The 20416-nt window shown below is 67.5% G+C and carries 23 protein-coding genes; 6 read left to right on the forward strand and 17 right to left on the reverse strand.

The window, feature by feature from the left end; all coding sequences use genetic code 11:
• Positions 1 to 2913, reverse strand: coding sequence for an isoleucine--tRNA ligase (gene ileS / locus ASE02_RS05075; RefSeq protein ID WP_056731798.1), 2913 nt, complete (start codon positions 2911 to 2913; stop codon positions 1 to 3).
• A 345-nt stretch (positions 2914 to 3258) separates the two neighbouring features.
• Here ileS and ASE02_RS22220 point away from each other — a divergent pair, with 345 nt between their 5' ends.
• Positions 3259 to 3411: a hypothetical protein gene (locus ASE02_RS22220; protein WP_156405910.1), complete on the forward strand. Its 153-nt coding sequence runs from the start codon at positions 3259 to 3261 to the stop codon at positions 3409 to 3411.
• 19 nt (positions 3412 to 3430) lie between these two features.
• Complete coding sequence (locus tag ASE02_RS05080) at positions 3431 to 3823, forward strand: GreA/GreB family elongation factor (protein WP_056731799.1); 393 nt, start codon at positions 3431 to 3433, stop codon at positions 3821 to 3823.
• Here ASE02_RS05080 and ASE02_RS05085 read toward each other — a convergent pair.
• From ASE02_RS05085 to ASE02_RS05110, 6 genes are all read right to left on the reverse strand, one after another.
• Positions 3820 to 4755 (reverse strand): bifunctional riboflavin kinase/FAD synthetase, encoded by a 936-nt coding sequence (locus ASE02_RS05085; RefSeq protein WP_056731801.1) that lies wholly within the window; start codon positions 4753 to 4755, stop codon positions 3820 to 3822. The two genes, ASE02_RS05080 and ASE02_RS05085, sit on opposite strands and share 4 nt — an antisense overlap.
• A 4-nt stretch (positions 4756 to 4759) precedes the next feature.
• A complete protein-coding gene (locus ASE02_RS05090) occupies positions 4760 to 5194 on the reverse strand; it encodes a MaoC family dehydratase (RefSeq protein ID WP_056731803.1) in 435 nt (144 codons plus the stop codon).
• Positions 5195 to 5238: 44 nt separating this feature from the next.
• Positions 5239 to 6102 (reverse strand): TIGR01459 family HAD-type hydrolase, encoded by an 864-nt coding sequence (locus ASE02_RS05095; RefSeq protein WP_056731805.1) that lies wholly within the window; start codon positions 6100 to 6102, stop codon positions 5239 to 5241.
• 49 nt (positions 6103 to 6151) lie between these two features.
• Positions 6152 to 7414 (reverse strand): EAL domain-containing protein, encoded by a 1263-nt coding sequence (locus tag ASE02_RS05100; protein ID WP_056731807.1) that lies wholly within the window; start codon positions 7412 to 7414, stop codon positions 6152 to 6154.
• A 103-nt stretch (positions 7415 to 7517) separates the two neighbouring features.
• Positions 7518 to 8396 (reverse strand): 3-hydroxybutyryl-CoA dehydrogenase, encoded by an 879-nt coding sequence (locus ASE02_RS05105; protein WP_056731809.1) that lies wholly within the window; start codon positions 8394 to 8396, stop codon positions 7518 to 7520.
• 133 nt (positions 8397 to 8529) lie between these two features.
• Positions 8530 to 9408: a LysR substrate-binding domain-containing protein gene (locus tag ASE02_RS05110; RefSeq protein WP_056731811.1), complete on the reverse strand. Its 879-nt coding sequence runs from the start codon at positions 9406 to 9408 to the stop codon at positions 8530 to 8532.
• Positions 9409 to 9532: 124 nt separating this feature from the next.
• Between ASE02_RS05110 and ASE02_RS05115 the strand changes: the two genes are divergently transcribed.
• Positions 9533 to 9904, forward strand: coding sequence for an energy transducer TonB (locus ASE02_RS05115; protein ID WP_056731813.1), 372 nt, complete (start codon positions 9533 to 9535; stop codon positions 9902 to 9904).
• A gap of 84 nt (positions 9905 to 9988) precedes the next feature.
• On the opposite strand, the gene ASE02_RS05120 is transcribed toward ASE02_RS05115, so the two are convergent.
• A complete protein-coding gene (locus ASE02_RS05120; RefSeq protein WP_056731815.1) occupies positions 9989 to 10933 on the reverse strand; it encodes an electron transfer flavoprotein subunit alpha/FixB family protein in 945 nt (314 codons plus the stop codon).
• A complete protein-coding gene (locus ASE02_RS05125) occupies positions 10933 to 11679 on the reverse strand; it encodes an electron transfer flavoprotein subunit beta/FixA family protein (protein ID WP_056731817.1) in 747 nt (248 codons plus the stop codon). Before ASE02_RS05125 ends, ASE02_RS05120 begins: the two co-directional genes overlap by 1 nt.
• 158 nt (positions 11680 to 11837) lie before the next feature.
• On the opposite strand from ASE02_RS05125, the gene ASE02_RS05130 reads away from it, so the two are divergent.
• Positions 11838 to 12146 carry a hypothetical protein gene (locus ASE02_RS05130; RefSeq protein ID WP_056731820.1) on the forward strand — a complete coding sequence of 103 codons (309 nt, stop codon included), beginning with the start codon at positions 11838 to 11840 and terminating at the stop codon, positions 12144 to 12146.
• On the opposite strand, the gene ASE02_RS05135 is transcribed toward ASE02_RS05130, so the two are convergent.
• From ASE02_RS05135 to ASE02_RS05160, 6 genes are all read right to left on the reverse strand, one after another.
• Positions 12143 to 12712, reverse strand: a complete 570-nt coding sequence (locus ASE02_RS05135) for a cob(I)yrinic acid a,c-diamide adenosyltransferase (RefSeq protein WP_056731822.1) — start codon at positions 12710 to 12712, stop codon at positions 12143 to 12145. The two genes, ASE02_RS05130 and ASE02_RS05135, sit on opposite strands and share 4 nt — an antisense overlap.
• Positions 12713 to 12916, reverse strand: a complete 204-nt coding sequence (locus ASE02_RS05140; protein WP_056731824.1) for a twin transmembrane helix small protein — start codon at positions 12914 to 12916, stop codon at positions 12713 to 12715.
• Positions 12917 to 12949: 33 nt separating this feature from the next.
• Entirely contained in the window at positions 12950 to 13567 is a 618-nt protein-coding gene (locus tag ASE02_RS05145) for a TetR/AcrR family transcriptional regulator (protein ID WP_056731826.1), read from the reverse strand.
• 193 nt (positions 13568 to 13760) lie between these two features.
• The gene (locus ASE02_RS05150; RefSeq protein WP_056731829.1) at positions 13761 to 14414 is read right to left on the reverse strand and encodes a TetR/AcrR family transcriptional regulator; all 654 of its coding nucleotides are present in this window, start codon (positions 14412 to 14414) and stop codon (positions 13761 to 13763) included.
• Positions 14411 to 14695: a hypothetical protein gene (locus tag ASE02_RS05155; protein WP_056731832.1), complete on the reverse strand. Its 285-nt coding sequence runs from the start codon at positions 14693 to 14695 to the stop codon at positions 14411 to 14413. Before ASE02_RS05155 ends, ASE02_RS05150 begins: the two co-directional genes overlap by 4 nt.
• A 254-nt stretch (positions 14696 to 14949) precedes the next feature.
• Entirely contained in the window at positions 14950 to 16590 is a 1641-nt protein-coding gene (locus ASE02_RS05160) for an acyl-CoA dehydrogenase family protein (protein ID WP_056731834.1), read from the reverse strand.
• A 76-nt stretch (positions 16591 to 16666) separates the two neighbouring features.
• Between ASE02_RS05160 and ASE02_RS05165 the strand changes: the two genes are divergently transcribed.
• Positions 16667 to 17299 (forward strand): glutathione S-transferase family protein, encoded by a 633-nt coding sequence (locus ASE02_RS05165; protein WP_056731836.1) that lies wholly within the window; start codon positions 16667 to 16669, stop codon positions 17297 to 17299.
• Positions 17300 to 17447: 148 nt separating this feature from the next.
• On the opposite strand, the gene ASE02_RS05170 is transcribed toward ASE02_RS05165, so the two are convergent.
• On the reverse strand, positions 17448 to 18230 hold the full coding sequence (locus ASE02_RS05170; protein WP_056731838.1) for an alpha/beta fold hydrolase: 783 nt from the start codon (positions 18228 to 18230) through the stop codon (positions 17448 to 17450).
• Between the two features lie 122 nt (positions 18231 to 18352).
• Here ASE02_RS05170 and ASE02_RS05175 point away from each other — a divergent pair, with 122 nt between their 5' ends.
• Entirely contained in the window at positions 18353 to 19327 is a 975-nt protein-coding gene (locus ASE02_RS05175) for a hypothetical protein (RefSeq protein ID WP_156405911.1), read from the forward strand.
• Here the strand turns inward: ASE02_RS05175 and ASE02_RS05180 are convergent.
• The gene (locus ASE02_RS05180) at positions 19310 to 20416 is read right to left on the reverse strand and encodes an aromatic ring-hydroxylating dioxygenase subunit alpha (RefSeq protein WP_056731843.1); all 1107 of its coding nucleotides are present in this window, start codon (positions 20414 to 20416) and stop codon (positions 19310 to 19312) included. The two genes, ASE02_RS05175 and ASE02_RS05180, sit on opposite strands and share 18 nt — an antisense overlap.

Genomic DNA, 20416 nt, shown 5'->3' on the forward strand with positions numbered 1-20416 from the left:
TCAAGCCCGAACCGCGTCCCAGGCCGCCACCGCCTCGGCGTCGCGGAGCGACAGGTCCGGGTAGCGCGGGTCGGAGCCGACTTCGGGCAGGATGCGCCAGGAGCGGGCGCATTTCGTGCCCTCGGCCCGCAGAGGCTCGGCGGCCACGCCGCCGACGTCGGGCAGGCGGAAGGCGCCCTCTAGGCCATCGCCGGCGATCAGGGTCGCCTGGCTGGTGCGGAACACCTCGGCGGCGTCCAGACCCTCGAAGGCGGCCATCAGGTCGGCATCGGCCAGGTAGACGCGCGGGGCGGCTTCGAGGGCCGCGCCCATGCGCTTTTCGCGCCGTTCGACTTCCAGCGCGCCGGTGACCACGGAGGTCACCTGCTGCACCTTGGCCCAGCGGGCGGCCTCGGCGTCGTTGCGCCATTCGGCCGGGGTCGCCGGGATCACCCGCATGCAGTTGGAGTGGGCGTTCGGATAGCGCGTGGTCCAGGCCTCTTCGGTGGTGAAGGGCATCAGCGGCGCGAGCCAGGCGGTGAGCCGCTCGAACGCTGCTTCCATCACCGTGCGGGCCGCGCGACGGCGGAGTTCGCCGGGCTGGTCGCAATAGAGGCTGTCGCGGCGGATATCGAAGAACAGCGAGGACAGGTCGTTCTGGCAGAATTCGATGATCGGCCGGATCACGTCCTGGAACACATAGCCTTCGTAGGCGGCGCGCACCTGGCCATCCAGTTCCCACAGCCGGTGCAGGATGAACCGCTCCAGCGGCGGCATCTGCTCCAGCTCGACCGCCTCGTCCGGCGAATAGTCGGCCAGGGCGCCTAGCATGTAGCGGATGGTGTTGCGCAGCTTGCGATAGGCGTCCGACGTGGTCTGCAGCACGGTCTTGCCGATGCGGCTGTCGTCCGAATAGTCGATCATCGCGGCCCACAGGCGGATGATCTCGGCCCCGGACTCGCGGATCACCACCTCGGGATCGACCACGTTGCCCTTGGACTTCGACATCTTCTCGCCGGCCTCGTCCATGGTGAAGCCGTGGGTGAGGATGGCGTCGTAGGGCGCGCGGCCGCGCGTGCCGGAGCTTTCCAGCAGCGAGGACTGGAACCAGCCGCGATGCTGATCGGAGCCTTCGAGGTAGAGGTCGGCCGGCCAATGGGTGTGGGCGCGGTTCTCAAGCGTGAAGGCGTGGGTCGATCCTGAGTCGAACCAGACGTCGAGAATGTCGTCGATCTTCTCGTAGCGGTCCGGGTCGTGGCTGCCCAGGAAGTCGGTCACCGGGCGGTTGAACCAGGCGTCGGCGCCCTCGGCCAGGATGGCCTCGACGATCTTGCGGTCGACCTCGGGGTCGTGCAGCGGCTGGTTCGTCTCCTTGTCGACGAACATGGCCAGCGGCGCGCCCCAGGCCCGCTGACGGCTGACCAGCCAGTCGGGGCGGCTTTCGACCATCGAGCGGATGCGGTTCTTGCCGCCGGCCGGATAGAAGGCGGTGGCCTCGATGGCGTCCAGCGCGGTCTCGCGCAGCGAACGGCCGCCATTGGCGGGCGTGTCGATCGGTTCGTCCATGCGGATGAACCACTGCGGGGTGTTGCGGAAGATCACCGGCGCCTTGGAGCGCCAGGAGTGCGGATAGGAATGCTCCATCCGGCCGCGGGCCAGTAGGCGTCCGGCCTCGATCAGCTTGTCCATGACCGCGCCGTTGGCGGGGCCGAACTTGCCGGCCTTCTTGCCCTCGGTCTCCAGCACCTTGAGGCCCGCGAACAGCGGCACGTGCGGGTAGTAGGCGCCGTCCGGGTCGACGGTTTCGGGGATCTCGCGATGACCGTGGGCCAACCAGACCACGTAGTCGTCGGCGCCGTGGCCCGGCGCGGTGTGCACGAAGCCGGTGCCGGCGTCGTCGGTGACGTGATCACCCTGCAGCAGCGGCACCTGGAACGCGTAATGGGCGTCCAGCGCGTGCAGCGGATGCTCGCAGACCATGCCCTGGCAGTCGATGGACTCGACCTTGCGCCACTTGGCGATCTTGGCGGTCTTGAAGACGTCTTCGGCCAGTTTCTCGGCCAGGATCAGCCGGTCGCCGGGCTTGGCCCAGGGCTCGAACTCCAGGCCCTCTTCCATCGCCTCGACCTGATAGACGGCGTAGGAGATCGACTCCGAATAGCTGATCGCCCGGTTGGCCGGGATGGTCCAGGGCGTGGTCGTCCAGATCACGACGCTGGCGCCGAGCGCGGCGTCGGAGCCTTGGACGACCGGGAACTTCACCCAGATCGTCGGCGAGACGTGGTCGTGATACTCGACCTCGGCGTCGGCCAGGGCGGTGCGCTCGACCGGGCTCCACATCACCGGCTTGGAGCCGCGATAGAGCTGGCCGGTGGCCACGAACTTGTGGAACTCGGCCACGATCGCGGCCTCGCTCGAATAGTCCATGGTGGCGTAGCGGTTCTCCCAGTCGCCCAGCACGCCCAGGCGCTTGAAGCCGGCCATCTGCACGCCGATCCACTTGGAGGCGTATTCGCGGCAGCGGGTGCGGAACTCGGCCTTGGAGACCTCGTCCTTGCGCCGGCCCTGGCCGCGCAGTTCCTCCTCGATCTTCCACTCGATCGGCAGGCCGTGGCAGTCCCAGCCGGGCACGTAGTCGACGTCGTAGCCGAGCAGGAACCGCGAGCGGACCACGAAGTCCTTCAGGGTCTTCTGCAGGGCGTGGCCGATATGGATCGCCCCGTTCGCATAGGGCGGCCCGTCGTGCAGCACGAACAGCGGCGCGCCCGCCCGCTGCCGGTCGGCGCGGATGGCGTTGTAGAGGTCGAGCTTAGCCCAGCTCTCCAGGATCTCGGGTTCCTTCTTCGGCAATCCGGCGCGCATCGGGAACGGCGTGTCGGGAAGGAAGACGGTTTCGCGGTAATCGCGCGAAGGCATTTCGGCGTCGTCGGCCATGGGACTTTCCAGCTTGGCTCGGAACTTGGGGACTTAGACGGGTGGANCCGAACCGAAGTCATGCTCGGGCTGTAGCAGAGGGCGCCGCCCCGCGCGAGCCCCCATTGCCCGGCCAGGCGCTCGATCGCCGGTGATTTGACTTCCGAGGCCAGCACCCCCACTATCTGGGTACGATGAGTATTTGCATGAACATGCCGCGCCGAGCGCACCATGCGGGCCGCCTAGTCCAAGGAGACTAGCCCCGAGCTCATAACGGCTGCGCGCCGTGAGTTCGGGGATGCTTCCTCAAAACCCCTGATCACTATCTCGATAACCGTGGCGTTTCGTCACGGGGAGCATCGTGACATGTCGAAACAGAAAACGCCGCCCGCAGATACTGCGGGTGTTCTTTCCCGTGCGCCGAAACCGGACGAACCTTCGGCCGAGGTTTTGCCGTTCCCGGTGCGCCGCGAGGCTGCATCTCCCGATCCCGACGACGAGCCGCCGACCGCGGCCTGACCCCACCTAAGGACCTGACATGACCACCAAGACCAAAGCCCGCCCCAAGGTGCGGGTGACCGAAGCCGACTTCGAAAAGCTCGCCGCCATTGGCCGCGCCTCGCGCGCGCCGATGCCCGGCGCGTCACTGCTGCTGGAGGAACTGGAGCGTTTCTCCATCGTCTCCGACACCGACCGGCGTCAGAAGTTCGTCCGCCTGGGCTCGCAGGTGACCTATCGCGACCTCGTGCTTCAGCGCGAGCGGACCGTCCGCGTCGGCCTGCCCGGCGAGGCCAATGTGGACGAGAACCGCATCTCGGTCCTGGCCCCGGTCGGCGCGGCCCTGATGGGCCTGTCGGTAGGCGACGTCTTCCGCTGGTCAGGGGTCGACGAAAAGCCGCGCGAGATCGAGGTGCTGAAGATCGAGGACTAGAACTCAGGCAGCAGCAGCGCCCGGGCTTGGGCGGCGTCGGCCATGACTTGGTCGGTCATGATCTCCAGGCTGTCGAACTTCTCTTCCGGGCGCAGGAAGGCGACCAGGTCGGTTTCGATCACCTGGTCGTAGATGTCCTCGTCGAAGTCGAACAGCCAGACCTCCAACAGGGGGGCGATCTCGCCGGCCACGGTCGGATTGACCCCGACATTGGCCACGCCGGCGATCTCGCGCCCGTCGGGCAGGCGGGTGCGGGTGGCGTAGGCCCCGAGCTTGGGGATCACATAGTCGGTCAGCGCCACATTGGCGGTTGGGAAGCCCAGGGTGCGGCCAAGCTGACGGCCGCGCTCCACCGCGCCCTCGATGGCGAAGGGCCGGCCGAGGATGGCCGTGGCCTGCTCGGGATGGCCGTCGCGCAGGGCGTCGCGCACCCCGGTCGAGGAGAACTTGGTCTCGCCCTGGCCCAGCGCCTCGGCCACCGAGACGGTGAAGCCCAGCGTCTCGCCGTACTGCGCCATCAGCGCCGGGCTGCCGGTGCGGCCCTTGCCGAACGAAACGTCGAAGCCGACCGCCACGTGGCGCACGCCAAGGCCCTGGGCCAGCACCTGGGCGGCGAACTCGTGATCGGTGAGGGCGGCCATCTCGCGGTCGAAGGGCAGGACGTAGAAGACGTCGACCCCCAGGGCCGCGAGCGCGCGGGCCTGCTGGTCGGTCTTCATGATGCGGAAGGTCGGCGCGTCGGGCTGGAAGATCTGCCGTGGATGCGGATCGAAGCTGATCACCCCCAGCGGCGCCTTCAGCGCCTGGGCGGCCTTGGCCGCCTGGGCGATCACCCGCTGGTGGCCGCGATGCACGCCGTCGAAATTGCCAAAGGCGACAGCCGCGCCGCGATCGGCCTGCGAAAGCCCCTTCCAGCCGTGAACAATACGCATGGGCTTAGCCGGCTTTCGGAGTGTTGCGGCGCGGCACCATGACCACGGCCTCGCCGTCGACCACGGTCTTGCCGTCCACCAGGCAGAGGGTGGTGAGGGTGGCGTGGGCGCGCCGCTCGTCCAGGGCCGCGACGGTGACGCGGGTGACGACCGGATCGCCGATCTTCACCGGTCGGCGGAACCGCAGGGATTGGGTGAGATAGATGGCCCCGGGGCCGGGCAGCTTGGTGCCCAGCGCCGCCGAGATATAGGCCCCCGACAGCATGCCGTGGGCGATGCGGCCCTGGAACGGGGTGGTCAGGGCGTAGGCCTCGTCCAGATGGACCGGGTTGGTGTCGCCCGATACGGCGGCGAAGGCCTCAATGTCGGCCACGCCCACGATCTTGGTGGTCTCGACCGATTGACCGATGGTCAGATCCTCGAAGAAGAAGCCCTGCACGCCGTTACTCCTGACAGCCCGTCGCCCTAGTTAGCGGCTTTTGCTCACCACGCCAGATCGGCGATGGCGTAGGTGGCGCGCGCGCCGTCCTTGGCGAGCAGGCGCTCGACCGCGCCGGCGTCGAGGCCGCTTTCGCCAATGGTCTCGGCGCCATGGATGCCGCTGGCGACGAACAGCACGTCGAGGCCCTGGTCGTTGGCGCCCTTGGTGTCGGTCGCCACGGCGTCGCCGATGCAGAGCACGCGCGAGCGGTCGAGATGTTTGCCGAGCAGCACCTGCGCCTCGCCCAGGCAGAGGTCGTAAATCGGGGCGTGCGGCTTGCCGGCCATGATCACCTCGCCGCCGAGCTCGGCGTAGCGTTGGGCCAGGGCGCCGCCGCAATAGATCAGCCTGTCGCCCCGCTGCACGACGATGTCGGGATTGGCGCAGATCATCGGCAGGCCGCGCGCGATGGTCGCCTTGAAGCGCTCTTCGTAGTGATCGGGGCCCTCGACCTCGTCGTCATAAGGGCCGGTGCAGGAGATGAAGGCGGCGTCCTCGGGACCAGCGAAGGCGAGGTCCAGGCCCTCATAGAGCGGGAAGTCGCGGTCGGGGCCGATGGCCCAGGCCGGGCCGGGCGCGCGGCCGCTGAGCAGGATGCGGGTGGCGTCGCCCGACGAGACGAAGGCCGACCAGGCCGCGCGCGGCACGCCCAGCTGGTCGAGTTGCTCGTGAACGGCGCTGGACGGGCGCGGAGCGTTGGAGATCAGGATCACCGGGCCACGCTCGGCGCGCCAGCGGGCCAGGGCCTCGCAGGCGGCGGGGAAACTCTCCCGCCCGTTGTGGATCACGCCCCAGACATCGGAGAGCAGCACATCGTAGCGGTCGGCCACGGCCGACAGGCCGGAGATCAGGGCGGGTGCGGTCATGCTCGGGCGGTAACCGGCCGTGCGGCGAAGGTCAATGCGCCGAAGGGTTTCAGCCCCGGGCGCCGGCGCGCCGGCGCGAGGTCGGGTGCTTGAATTCGGCCGGCGGATCCGTCTCGGCCAGCACCGCGTCGCGGATCGGGCGCGGCTCGCCGAACAGGTGGCCTTGGCCAAAGGCGATGTCGAGTTCCAGGATGTCGACGATCTGGCGCTCGCTCTCGACCTTCTCGGCGATCAGGTCGACGCCGTAGCGGCGGGTCAGGGACGCGAAGTCCTGGGCGGCGAGGTCGGGCATCGAACGCAGGACCAGGCCCTCGTCGGTCTCCATCAGCTCGTCCAGCAGGAAGGGCGCGCTGACCTTGAGGAACTTCACGTCCGAACGGGCCAGGTCCTGGAAATCGATGTCGAGGTCGCTGACCTTGTCGATGGAGAACCGGAAGCCGAGTTCGGCCAGCTTGCCCATGTTGCGGGCCTCGACCGCGCCGCGGGCGTCGAACGCCGCCTGGCCCAGTTCGAAGATCAGGGCGCCGGACAGGTCGCGGTTGGCGGCCAGCAGTTCCAGGAACTGCGGGAAGAAGGTCTCGTCCGCCAGGCTGGAGGTCGAGATGTTGCAGAAGATGCCGACCTTGCGGTCCTGCTTGGCCAGCCGGCGCACGATCTGCACGCAGCGGAACAGCAGCAGGTTGTCGATCGAGGTGACCAGGCCCTCGGGCTCGGCGACCGCCAGGTACTCGGCCGGCATCATGACGCGGCCGGTTTCGTCGCGCAGGCGCGAATAGCTTTCGTAGAAGACCGTGCGGCGCTGCGGCAGGCCGACGATCGGCTGCAGGTAAAGGTCGACGCGGTTCTCGGCCAGGGCCTCGCGCACCGTCTCCAGCAGGGCGGCCGACTGGCGCGCGCGGGGACCGGCGTCGTGGCGGGTCTGCAGCGGGCTGACGGAGATCCGTTCCTCCAGCCGCTGGCCCATGCGCTGGACCAGGTCCTCCAGCATGTGGACTTCGTCGGAGAGCGCCTCGGAGCGGCCGGCGTCGTCGCTGACGGCGTCGGCGACCTCGGTCATCCGGGCGTCGACCAGCTCCATCTGGCCCAGCATGATCCGCTGGGCGTCGCGCACGGAATCCAGTTCCTTGCGCAGGGTGCGAAGCTTCAGGGATTGGGCGACCAGGCCGTGGACCGCGAAGCAGAGGCCAAGCCCGCCGACCAGAGCGGCGACGCCCGCAGCCCAGCCGCCGCCGTTCCGCCACAAGAGGAGGGCGACGATCAGAGCGAGACAGAGATAGGTGGCCGAAAGCGCGACCGAGGTGAACTGCCGCATGAACCCGCGTGTCCGAATCACTTGGGATTATCGGACGCGTAAGCTCAACAAGTCGAATGGATTAACGGTTTCGTACCCAAGCTTCGCCAGGGCAGGCCGAAATCTACCGGGTGGGGACGGGCGTCTCGCCGCGATAATCGTAGAAGCCGCGACCGGCCTTGCGGCCCAGCCAACCGGCTTCGACGTATTTCACCAGCAGCGGGCAAGGACGGTACTTGGAGTCCGCGAGGCCCTCGTAGAGCACGTTCATGATCGACAGCACGGTGTCGAGGCCGATGAAGTCGCCCAGTTCCAGCGGACCCATCGGGTGGTTGGCGCCCAGCTTCAGGGCGGTGTCGATGGCGTCGACCGTGCCGACCCCTTCGTACAGGGTGTAGATCGCCTCGTTGATCATCGGAACCAGGATGCGGTTGACGATGAAGGCCGGGAAATCCTCGGCGTTGGCGGTGGTCTTGCCCAGCGATTTGGCGAAGTTGACGGCGGTCTCGTAGGTCGGCGCGTCGGTCGCTATGCCGCGGATGATCTCCACGAGCTTCATCAGCGGCACCGGGTTCATGAAGTGCAGGCCGATGAAGCGCTCAGGCCGGTCCGACGCGGCGCCCAGGCGGGTGATCGAGATCGACGAGGTGTTGGAGGCCAGGATGGTGTCGGCGCTAAGGTGCGGGGTCAGGGCCTTGAAGATGGCCTTCTTGACCTCTTCGTTCTCGGTGGCGGCCTCGATGGCGATGTCGGTCTTGCCGATGGCCTGAAGTTCGGGCGCGCCCTTGATGCGGGCGATCGCGCCGTCCATGGCGGCCTGGTCGACGATGCCGCGCACGACCTGGCGGCTGAGGTTGCGCTCGATCAGCGACAGGCCCTCGGCGATCCGGTCGGCGCTGACGTCGTGCAGCAGCACGTCGTAGCCCGCGAGCGCGCAGACATGCGCGATGCCCGATCCCATTTGGCCCGCGCCGATAACGCCGACCGACTTGATCTGAACCATGCCGAAATTCGCCTCGAATGACCGGGTCGCGATCCTTGCCGCGGCCGCTTGTGACGGGTTTCTAACATGGGGAACGGCGCCCCCGCCAAGGCTTTTGCTGCGACGCAGCGTAGTCCTTAGGTGGAAAAGTTGATTAGACCTCTCCCCTGACCGCCTCGGCCAGCAGCCAGTCGCGTAGAGCGTGTATTCGACGTAGCTTCGGGCTGTCGGTTCGCCAGGCGGCGTAGAAGGCGAACTGATTGTCGACGGCGTGCGGCAATAATCGGACGAGACGGCCGCTAGCCAGGTCCTGCTCGACCAGGCTGCCTCTGGCCAGGGCCACGCCCATGCCCTGGGCGGCGGCCTCCAGCAGCATCAACGAGTCCTCGAATTCCAGGCCTTTACCGTGATCGGGGAGGTCGAAGGCCGAAAGCCACAACTTCCACGGTCGGTGTCGATGCCGCAGCATCGGCATGGACAAGATGTCGCGAGGTTCGCTCACCTGGTGCTGGGCCGCCAGGGCGGGGCTGGCGACGGGGAATAGGGTCTCGCGGAACAGCAGGGCGTGCTCGACGTTCTGGCTCACGCTCTCGCCATAGCGGACCCCCATGTCGACGCCGTCGGTGACGAAGTCGGCGGTTCGAGACTCGATGAGGAAGTCGACGTTCGCACCTGCGGGATCAGCCATCAGCCGGGGCAGGCGCAGCGGCAGCCAGCGGGTGCCGAGTTGCGGATCGAGGCTGACCACCAGGGGATCGCGCTCGGCGGCTTCGGAGAAGGCCGCGACCCCGGTCTTCAGGATCTCCATGGCCCGCTCGACCTCGGCGGCGAGCTTGGCGGCGGCCGGGGTGGGGATCATGGCGTTGCCCGAGCGCATGAACAGCGTGGCGCCCAGTTCGGCCTCCAGCTTGCGGATCTGCTGGCTGACCGCGCCGTGAGTGACCGACAGTTCCTCGGCCGCGCGGCTGTAGCTGCGCCGGCGGGCGGCGGCCTCGAGCGCCCGGAGCGCGAAGAACGGCGGAAGGCGAACCATGTTCGGTTGTTAGTTCCAGTAACAACCGGCGGCAATATCCATCGTTCGGCTTTCAGGCGCTGCGGGGGCATATCAAGGGGGCGGCGCTGCTCCTCCCCACACCCGTCATTCCAGGAACCACCCGATGAAAGCCCAGCTTCTCGTGCTGAGCGCGGCCGGCCTGCTGCTGGCCGCAGCTCCCCTCGCCACGGCGTCCGCCGCATCCCCGGCCGTGGCGCGCTATCTCAGTGAAACCACCTCAGGCGCCGGCGCCCGGCTGTCGGAGCGCGGGGTCGATCTGGGCGGCCGTCCCTTGAGGATCAAGGTCACGGTCCGCGCCGACCGCCTGAACAATGTGCGCCTGGCCCAGTCGACCGGTTCGGCCGAACTGGACGACCAGGCGGTCCTGGCCCTGCGCAATCTTCGAACCGACGCGGTTCCTCCCGAGCTGCTCGGCCGCGAGCTCACCCTCACCCTTGGAGAGGCCGCGCCCCACACGGCCGTCGCCATTCGCTAGGTCCTGGCGGCAGGTGAGAAAAAAGGGGCGGTTCCTTGCGGAACCGCCCCTGATCGCATTTCGAAATAGGTGGTCTTAGACCGCTTACTTACCGGCGGCGGTCAGAGCGGCCATCAGTTCCGGCACGGCGGTCTTGTAGTCCGCCACCAGACCGAAGTCGGCCACCTGGAAGATTGGCGCGTCGGCGTCCTTGTTGATCGCAACGATCACCTTGGAGTCCTTCATGCCGGCGAGATGCTGGATCGCGCCGGAGATGCCGATGGCCACGTACAGTTCGGGAGCCACGACCTTGCCGGTCTGGCCAACCTGGTAGTCGTTGGGGGCGTAGCCCGCATCGACCGCCGCGCGGCTGGCGCCGACCGCCGCGCCGAGCTTGTCGGCGAGGGGTTCGATGACCTTGGAGAACTCTTCAGCCGAGCCCATGGCGCGGCCGCCGGAGACGACGATCTTGGCGCCGGCCAGCTCGGGACGAGCCGACTTGACCAGTTGCTGATCGACGAACTTCACCTTGGCCGAGGCGGCGCCCGCGGCGACGTTCTCGACCGAGGCCGAGCCGCCTTCACCGGCCGCCGCAAAGGCGGTGGCGCGGACGGTGATCACCTTCTTGGCGTCGGACGACTGGACGGTTTCCAGGGCGTTGCCGGCGTAGATCGGGCGCACGAAGGTGTCGTTGCTGACCACTTCGACGATTTCCGAGATCTGGGCGACGTCCAGCTTGGCCGCGATGCGGGGGCTGAAGTTCTTGCCCTGCGAGGTGGCCGGGGTCAGGACGGCGTCGTAGCCGCCCATCAGCGGCAGGACGGTGGCCTCGACGGCTTCGGCCAGGCCTTGGCCCAGCTCGTCGCTTTCGGCCAGCAGCACCTTGCGCACGCCGGCGATCTTGGCGGCGGCGTCAGCCGCGGCCTTGGCGCCCTTGCCAGCGACCAGCACGTCCACGTCGCCCGAGAGGGCCAGCGCGGCGGTGACGGTCTTGTTGGTGGAGTCCTTCAGCGACGCGTTGTCGTGATCGGCGATGACGAGAACGGCCATTAGAGCACCCCCGCGGTCTTCAGGTTGGCGACCAGGTCGCCAGCGGATTCGACCTTGATGCCGGCCGAGCGCTTGGCGGGCTCAGTGACCTTCAAGACCTTCAGGTGCGGCGTCAGGTCGACGCCGAGCGAGGCGACTTCCTTGACGTCCAGCGGCTTCTTCTTCGCCTTCATGATGTTCGGCAGCGAAGCGTAGCGCGGCTCGTTGAGGCGCAGGTCGGCGGTGATGATCGCCGGCAGGGTCGCTTCGATGGTCTGCAGACCGCCGTCGACTTCGCGGGTCACCTTGGCCTTGTCGGCCGACAGCTCGATGGCCGAGGCGAAGGTCGCCTGGGGCCAGTCGAGTAGGGCCGCCAGCATTTGGCCGGTGGCGTTATTGTCGCCGTCGATGGCCTGCTTGCCCATGATCACGACGCCGGGGGCTTCCTCGGCGATGATCGCCTTGAGCACCTTGGCGACTTCCAGCGGCTCCAGATCCTGGTCCGACTGGATCAGGACGCCGCGATCGGCGCCCATGGCCAGGGCCTGGCGCAGGGTTTCCTGAGCCTGGGCCGGTCCGATCGAGACGACGACCACTTCCGTGGCGACGCCCTTTTCCTTGAGGCGAACGGCCTCTTCGACTGCGATTTCGCAGAAGGGATTGATGGACATTTTGACATTGGCGAGGTCGACGCCCGATTGGTCGGACTTCACCCTGGCCTTGACGTTTGAATCGATCACCCGTTTGACCGGGACCAACACCTTCATGGGTTGCTAGCGCCTCAAATTTGCATTGCGGAAAATTCGGTCGGATGCGGCATAACGCTTCCGACGCGCATTGCAAGTCGGCCGCGGGTCACAGTTCGCCGTAAATTCGGCGAATCGGACGGCTAGCGGTCAGCTTCCTCGATGAATAGAACGACGCCATGAACCGTACGATCGACCGGCTTAAGCTGATCTTCCTCGCCCTTTTCGCCATTCTGAGCGCGAGCGCGTTCGCCTATCATATCGGTTGGGTGTGGCCTGGTCAGAAATGTGAAGCGGCCGGGGATTGGTGGGACTGGCGCAGCCGGACCTGCGCGCGGCCGCTGCTGATTTCGGACATCACCGGCCGGGTCATCAAGAACGACGCGACCCGCAACGCCGCCAAGGCCGACGCCGCCAAGGCGCGCGCCGCGGGCGAGGAGCCGGCCAAGCCGGCCGCGAAGGCGCAGGCCTCCGCGCCGAACCCCTAACGGGTCGCGCCGGACTTCCAGAACACCTCGGAAGCGCCGCGGTCATTGGCGTGACGCGCGGCGACGAACAGAAAATCCGACAACCGGTTCAGGTATTTCATCGCCGCGGGGCTGACGCTCTCGCCGGATTCGACCAGGGCGACGGCGGCGCGCTCGGCTCGCCGCGCCACGGTGCGCGCCAGGTGCAGGTTCGCCGCGGCGGGCGTCCCGCCCGGCAGGATGAACGAGGCCAGCGGCGGCAGCTGGCTGTTCATCGCGTCGATCTCACGTTCCAGTCGCTCCACCTGGCTGTCGATCATGCGCAGGGTGTTGGTCTCGTCCTCGCGCGGCGGCGTGGCGAGGTCGGCGCCCAGGTCGAACAACTCGTTCTGAATGCGGGCCAGCATGGCGTCGAGTTCCGGGTCGCCGCCGGTGTGCAGCCGCGCCAGTCCGACGCAGGCGTTGGCTTCGTCGGTCGCGCCATAGGTCTCGACCCGCAGCGAGGACTTGGAGACCTGCGCTCCGTTGGCCAGCCGCGTCGCGCCGGCGTCGCCGGTGCGGGTGTAGATCTTGTTGAGCGTGACCACTTAGCCGCCGTTCTTGTTGCGCCACCAGACGGCGGCCACGAGCACGACGATGGCGATGGCCTGCATCAGCACGCGCAGCCGCATCAGCTTGTTCGAGTACGAGCGCCCGAAGTCGCCGCCCCGGAACAGTGAGTACAGCCCGACGAACAGGGTGAGGGTCACGGCCGCCAGACTGAGCGGGATGAGGTAGGAAAAGAGGTTCATGGCGTCAGTTTAGCCCCGAAGGGCGCTCCAGGACTATTGGCTTACGGCCTTGGGCGCTCGGAATCCGTCGGCCAGTAGGCCGATGTGGCGGTCCATCACCGCGCTCATGGTCTCGGCGTCGGCGTCGTCCCAGGCCGCGAGGCGATAGGTCCAGGCGTAGGACGCCAGCAGGGCGTCGACCACGAGGTCGAGATTGACCTCCGGGGCCACGTCGCCGCGTACGACGCCTTCGGCGACGCAGTCGCGGATCACCTGTTTCAGGCGCGGCGTGCGTCCATAGGGGCGGCTGGTCGGGCTGAGCGTCCAGTTATAGGCCGCCGCTATATGGGCCAGGAACAGCCGGGTGCGGCGGGTCTCGAAGGCGTAATGGATCGCGAAGATCGAGCGCAGCCGGTCGGGCGTCGATCCGCGAAGGTGCGGCACCACGCGGTCGAGCTCGGCGTAGAGCGCGTCCAGCCGGTCGGCCATCACCTGGCTGAGGATGTCGCCCTTCGAGGAAAAGGTGGTGAAGACGCTGCCGACCGAGACTTCGGCGCGGCTGGCGATCTCGCGGACTGTCGTCGTCTCGTAACCGTTGGTTTCGAATAGCTCTTTGGCGGCGTCGAGCACGCGCTGGCGCGTCGCCTCCTTCTGGGACTTACGTACGCTCAAGACTTCCCCCCGGCGCACATCAAATGTGTGCGCTCCCGCCTACTGGTTACGGCGAATCCGGCATCAGGGATGCGTTATGAAGATTGATGCGACAGTTCGTCGCGGGACCAAAGCCCAATCTTTCCAGACAAGCCAAAGGCGAGACTTGATCTCGATCGATCAAATCTCGCCCTAGCGTCAATTAAGACAGTTTTCAGCCGCGACGGGCGCCGGCGAGGATCACGCGAATCTGATCCTTGGCCTTGGCTTGAAGCGCTTCGAGGCTCCAGCCGCCGAAGATGGCTTCCTGGAAATTGGCCAGGTAGCAATCGAACAGCATCTGGCTGCGCAGTTTGACTTCGGCTTCTTGCGAAAGCTCGCCGCGTTCAACGCCCTGCGTCAGTTGTTCGGAGACCAGATCTTGCAGTTGCAGCACCGGCGGAAGCTCACGGAGCTCTTGGCCTTGGTCGGGCTGCCAGGAGATGCCGAAGGCGGCGCGGGCCAGCGGCAGGCGGCTCTTGTAGAAGGCGTAGCCGGCCATGAAGAGCTTCAGCAGGGTGTCGTCCACCCCGCGGCCGCGCGAGACGCCGTCGCGCATGGCTTCGACCAGCGCTTCCATGTCCGCGATCATGATCTCGCGGAACAGGTCCGACTTGTCGGTGAAGTTCGCGAACACCGCGCCCGTCGACATGCCCGCCTCGGCGGCGATGTCGCGGATGGTGGCGCCTTCGTAACCCGACTCCGAGAACAGGCGGCGGGCGGCCGACAGAACCTTGGCGCGGGTCTGTTGCTTGGCGATGGCGCGACGGGTCGGGACGCGGACCTCGGTTTCGCCGGTGACTTCGATATTGCTGGAGACGTGTTTCATCGGGCGACGAACCTCGTCAGCGCCGGAGTCGTCTGCTGTTCGAACTTTACGCAATACTCTTCCACTACCTTCTCGAACAGCTCGACAGAGCGCTGCACGGTGCGCGCTCCTGCTCGGGAGGCGTCGCGCAGGCCAGCGATGAGCTGACGCACTTCAACTTTGGCTTGGTTGCCGCCCGGGGGGAGACGGACGGCGGTGTCGAAGGTCATCATGACCACAAAAATCCTCTTAGCCTTTCGCCACGGCGCGTCCAAGCGAAGGGTTTGTTTGAGCGTGTTCAACGAACTCGTTCCGCGATACGAATGCAAGCCCGGTACTAGCCCAAAAGCCCCGGCTTGACCGTGTGGCGCAGCGTCGCAGACCGGCGTTTTCCCGTGTTCGTAAGGAGTTTGTCGGAAACGAGGCGGCGGGTTGAAAGATTCGGAATCGCTGAGCATAGTCGCATAACGCCGTCATGCGATGGATGTTTCACCCGTAAAACGGGCGCTCTACATATTGGCGATCAATATTTCGGCGCCGACGCGCGCGGCTGGCGCTAGTTGGCGCCTTCCAGCAGGCGGCGGGCGATGACCTGGGCCTGAATCTCGCCGGCGCCTTCGAAGATATTGAGGATGCGGGCGTCGGCCAGGACCCGGCTGACCGGCTGTTCGACGGCGAAACCCGTGCCGCCATGGATCTGGACGGCGTTGTCGGCGCAGGCCCAGGCGACCCGGGCGGCGACCAGCTTGGCCATGCCGGCCTCAAGGTCGCAGCGGCGCCCCTCGTCCTTGGCGCGGGCCGCGAACCAGGCGAGGCGGCGCGCGCCCAGCAGTTCGGCGGCCATATAGGCGAGTTTGTTGGCCACGCGCGGAAACTCGGCGATCGGTTGGCCGAACTGGCGGCGCGCGGTCGCATAGTCCACGGCCAGATCGAGCGCGGCCTGGGCCACGCCGATGGCGCGGGCCGCGGTCTGGATGCGGGCGCTCTCGAAGGTGGCCATCAACTGCGAGAAGCCCTGCCCCTCCTGCTCGCCCAGCAGGTTGGCGTGCGGCACGGCGAAGCCGTCGAAGGCGATCTCGTACTCCTTCATGCCGCGATAGCCGATCACCCCGATCTCGCCGCCGTCCATGCCCGGCGCGGGGAAGGGGACGCCCTCGGAGCCGCGCGGCTTCTCGGCCAGGAACATCGACAGTCCGCGATGGTCCTTCGAGGTCGGATCGGTGCGGACCAGCAGGGTCATCAGATCGGCGCGGGCGGCGTGGGTGATCCAGGTCTTGGCGCCGGTCACCTTCCAGGTGTCGCCGTCGCGGACCGCGCGGGTGCGCAGCGAACCGAGATCGGAGCCGGCCTCAGGTTCGGTGAAGACCGCCGTGGGGATGATCTGGCCCGAGGCGATGGCCGGCAGGAAACGCTCCTTCTGGGCGGGTGTGCCGTGGGCGAGGATCAGTTCGGCGGCGATCTCTGAACGCGTGCCCAGCGATCCGGTCCCGATCCAGCCGCGCGACAGCGCCTCGGAGACGACGCACATCGCCACCTTGCCCAGGCCCGACCCGCCATAGGCCTCTGGCGCCGTCAGGCCGAAGACCCCGAGCTGCGCCAGCTCCTCGATCAGCGGCAGGGGAATGAGCTCGTCGCGCAGGTGCCAGCCGTGGGCGTACGGGACGATCTTCTCCTCGGTGAAGGCGTGGAACTGGTCGCGGACGTGCTCCAGGGTCTCGTCCAGCCCGCTGGCCTCCAGCGAGGGCCGGCCGCGTGCGGCCTCCAACAGGGCGACGACCCGGCTCTTCACCGCCTGGGACGCGCCGGGGCGCAGCTGCTCGATGATCGGCGCCAGGCCGTCGGCGGAGAGGCCAAGATCGCCGGGGCGGAAGATCTCGCCCTGGTTCATCGGCAGGCCGCCGGCAAGCTGGCTCAGATACTCGAAGGCCAGGATCTGGGCGGGTAGGGCCTCGGCCTCGCCGAACCGGTTCTCGGTGGTGAGCGCCGTGGCCCAGGCGGCGGTCTGGCGCAGGGTCTCGGCATAGGCGGCGGCCCAGGCCAGGCCGTGGGCGACGTGCTGTTCGGCGTCCAGGGCGGCGCGGTCGAGGCGGCCCTCGCGGCTCACCCGGACGGCGACGGCCGCCTTCATCTGGGCGACAAGGGCTTCGGCGGCGTCGGCGGCCTCGGCCAGGCGGGCGGGCAGGTTCGGCAAGATCATCGGCCGACTATAGGCGAAGCTTGTCGCCCGTCACGCCGGCCTGTACGCCGTAAGAAAATACATTTGGGAGCAGGCCATGATCGTCGTCCATCACCTCAACGACTCGCGCTCGCAGCGCATCCTCTGGCTGCTTGAGGAACTGAAGCTTCCTTACGAGATCAAATCCTATCAGCGCGACGCGACCACCCGTCTGGCGCCGCCGGAGCTGAAGGCGGTTCATCCGCTGGGCAAGTCGCCGGTGGTGACCGAGGGCGCGGCGACCATCATCGAGTCCGGGGCGATCATCGACTACGTGCTGCGCCACCATGGCGCCGGCAAGCTGGCCCCGGCCGCCGGGACGCCGGAGTATGATGTCTATCAGCAGTGGCTGCACTACGCCGAGGGTTCGGCCATGCTGCCGCTGATGCTGTTCATGTATGTCGGCCGCCTGGGCGAGGCCGGCGCGCCGCTGCACCCGCGCATCGAGAGCGAGATCTCCAATCACCTTGGCTATGTCGAGGGTGCGCTGGCTGGGCGCGACTACCTGATGGGCTCGGAGCTGTCGGCGGCCGATATCCAGATGAGCTTCGTGGGCGAGGTTGTCGGCGCCTTCGGCCGCTACGCCGCCTATCCGAACATCGCCGCCTGGGTGAAGCGCTTCCAGGCCCGCCCGGGCTATCGCACCGCCCTGGACAAGGGCGGCCCCTACAACATGGGTCCGAAGGACTAGATATTCTCTGTAGATGCTCCCCTTTTGGGGGAGCTGTCAGCGAAGCTGACTGAGGGGGCGGCGCTGCCGCCTCCGTCGCCCTACGCTGCGCTTCGTGCGCCACCTCCCCCAAGTCGCGCTGCGCGCTGGGGGAGGATCTGATCGAGCCTCACCGCGCCCAGGGATCGTCCAGCACCCCGTCGATGAAGTCGAACACCGCGGCCTTGGTGAGGGCGTGCGGGATGGCCGAGAAGTGGTCGCAGCCGGGGATGACCACGCCGTGGCCGTGGGCGAAGGCCCGGGCTAGGATCTCCGGATCGCCATTGGTTTCGCGCTGACCGGCCACCGCCAGCACCGGCATCGGCAGGGTGGCGAAGCCGGCGGTGTCTAGCGGCGGGTTTTCCGCCTGGACGAAGGCGGCGAGGGCCTGGCGGTCCTCGCCCTGCTCGTCGGCGAACTGTCGGAAGCTGCGTAGGAAGGGCTCGGTGATGGTTTCCGGATCTTCCGTCAGCATGGCGTTCGCCATTACGCCGCCGTGCGCCGAGGGGCGTTCGGTCAGCATCTTGTCGCCGACCCCGCCGAGGATCAGGTTCGAGAACCGCTCCGGCGCGGCCAGGGCGGCGGCGGCGGCCGTGCGCGCGCCCATCGAATAGCCGAACAGATCGACGCGGTTGATTCCCAGGTGGTCGATCAGCTCGACCACGTCGCGGGCCAGATTTTCACGCAGATAGGCCTGCGAATCGTGCGGCTTGGCGCTCTGCCCATGGCCGCGCTGGTCGAGCGCGATGCAGCGAAAACGCCGCCGTTCGAGCGCCGCGTACCAGCCCGTGCGTCGCCAGCCTTCCTCCCGGTTCGAGGCGAAACCGTGGACCAGCAGGATCGCCCGCTCATAGTCCGCTGGGGCGTTGTCGTCATAGCTGAGGGTGAGGCCGTCGGTGGTTGTGAAGTCCATGATCTTCTTAAGCGATCCGTTATGAAATCGTCGGTATTCCAAAAGGGCGAATAAGGCGGAAAGCCACGCACAGGGGGGAAATGATGGACGCTCAGGGCGGCCCGCGAACTATCGCGGCTACGATGACGTGGATTGAGCGGACCACCAATAGGGCCACGCGAGATCGGGCGCGGAAGGAACGCGCGACGGCCAAGCGCGGGACCTCGCCGGAATTGGCGGCGCGCTACGAGGCCCTGTTCGAACAACTGACCCGCGCTCACTGCGTGCGCTACCAGAGGATCAACTGGCCCGAGATCGCCGAGTCCGGCCTGGTCGAGCCGGCGGTCAAGGCCGACGCGCTGGAGCGCAAGGCCCGCCGCGCCTTGGCCAACTACAATCCAGGCGTCATCGACAGCCTGTTCGGTCTTGGCGCCGAACGCCGCCGGACCCTGGCCGAAAAGGTGCTGGCGGCGGCCAAGAAGGACGCGGAGCTCTTCGCCAAGGCCAAGCGCAACGCCCAGGTTCACAATCTCGACGTCCAGCTGGCGGCGGGGGTCGTGGCGCTCGACTTCGCCTCCATCGAAGCGGCCTTGCAGACTCATTTTCCGGCCGATGACCTGCGGCCCGCCCTGGAGGGGGTGGCCATCGACATGTCGCCGTCCGGCAAGCTGGTGGTCCATGTCGACATGCTGGAGCTCGACGCCTTGCCCGACGAGAGCGTGGGCCTGGGCGAGGGCGGCCGCGCCGTTCATGCGCTGATCACGCCGACCGCGCGGCACGAGTTTCACTTGGCCAATGTCTGCTCGGCGATCCTGCGGGTGGCCGTCGAGGTGATGTCGGTCGTGCCCATTGAGAGCATCGAGGTCCTGGGCCGATGCGTGCCCGCGACCGCCAAGGGGCCGGCCGATCCGCAGCCGATCATGTATGTGCGGATTTCACACCAGGCGCTCAGCGCCATGGACCTGCGCCGCATGGAGCCGGTCTCGACGGTTACGGCGATGGGCGGCCGGATCAATTGGGATATCGGGCGTGGCTTTGCCCCGATCCAGATCGAGGATCTGGCGCTCGCCGCGCCGCGCCAGCCGCCGCAGGCTGAGCCTTTAGCTGCGCCAGCGTAGGGTGGCGGCTTCCACGGGGTTGGCGAACGGCCGGCCGGCCTGGCGGCTGGCGGTCCATTCGCGCTTGAGCTGCTGGTACCACTTGGCCTGACGATCGGCGTCGTCGATCCACAGCAGGGCCGGATCGTAGCGCAGGCCCTCGTTCTGCAGGTTCACCATGTCGCCGTCCTGGCGCAGGAAGGCCCGCGCGCCGGCGGCGATGAACGGCTTCAGCAACAGGAACGCCGGGTGATCGGACCAGACGATCTGGGTGATCTTGGTCTTGGCGTCGTTGATCGGGGTCAGGCAGGTCAGCGACAGCACCTGGCGCTGGCCGACCGTCACATGCTCCCAGCGCATGCCGGGGATGCGGAAGGTGATCTCGGTCAGCGGCTCGCCGCCAAGGATGGCGTAGGCGCGGCTGTTCTTCGATGGCTCATGGCGGACCATGGCGAAGCCCTGTTCGCGCGGCTCGAACTTCTTGGCCTTCTCGTGCTGGCTCTTGGCCGAGCGCCACCACCACTGCTGATGCACATAGGGGCCGTGGGCCGGGTCCATCAGGCCGACCACCGCGTGGTCGATATGGGCGTCGAACTCCATGCGGTCGACCAGCTTGGGCCCGCCGCCGACCACGCCGGGGAAGACCGGCGGCGGCTCGGAGGGCTCGCCGGTGAAGCGCGGATCGGAACTGATCCAGACGAACACCAGGCCCTGGCTCTCGGCGGCCGGATAGTTGCGGACCCGGATGCGGCTGACATCCATCGGCTGGTCGTCGACCAGCGAGGGGATCGCGGCGCAGGCGCCGTCGGTGCGGAACCGCCAGCCGTGATAGGGGCACTCGACGCTTTCGCCGCCATCGGGCTCGGAGGTCAGCTTGCCCGCCGACAGCGGCGCGGCCCGGTGCGGACAGATGTCCTTCAGCGCATAGACCTTACCGGCCCGGTCGCGGCCCAGCAGCACCGGCTCGCCCAGCAGCTCATAGCGTTGCAGCTTGCCGGCCTTCAGGTCGCTGGAGAGCGCCGCGAAGTACCAGATGTCGTGCAGGAACCCGCGGCCGAACTTGCTGTCGACGGCGGGCGTGCGGGCTTGTTTGGTGTCGCCGTCGGCCAT

The sequence above is a fragment of the Phenylobacterium sp. Root700 genome (genome assembly GCF_001429025.1).
In the GTDB taxonomy this organism is placed as follows: domain Bacteria; phylum Pseudomonadota; class Alphaproteobacteria; order Caulobacterales; family Caulobacteraceae; genus Phenylobacterium.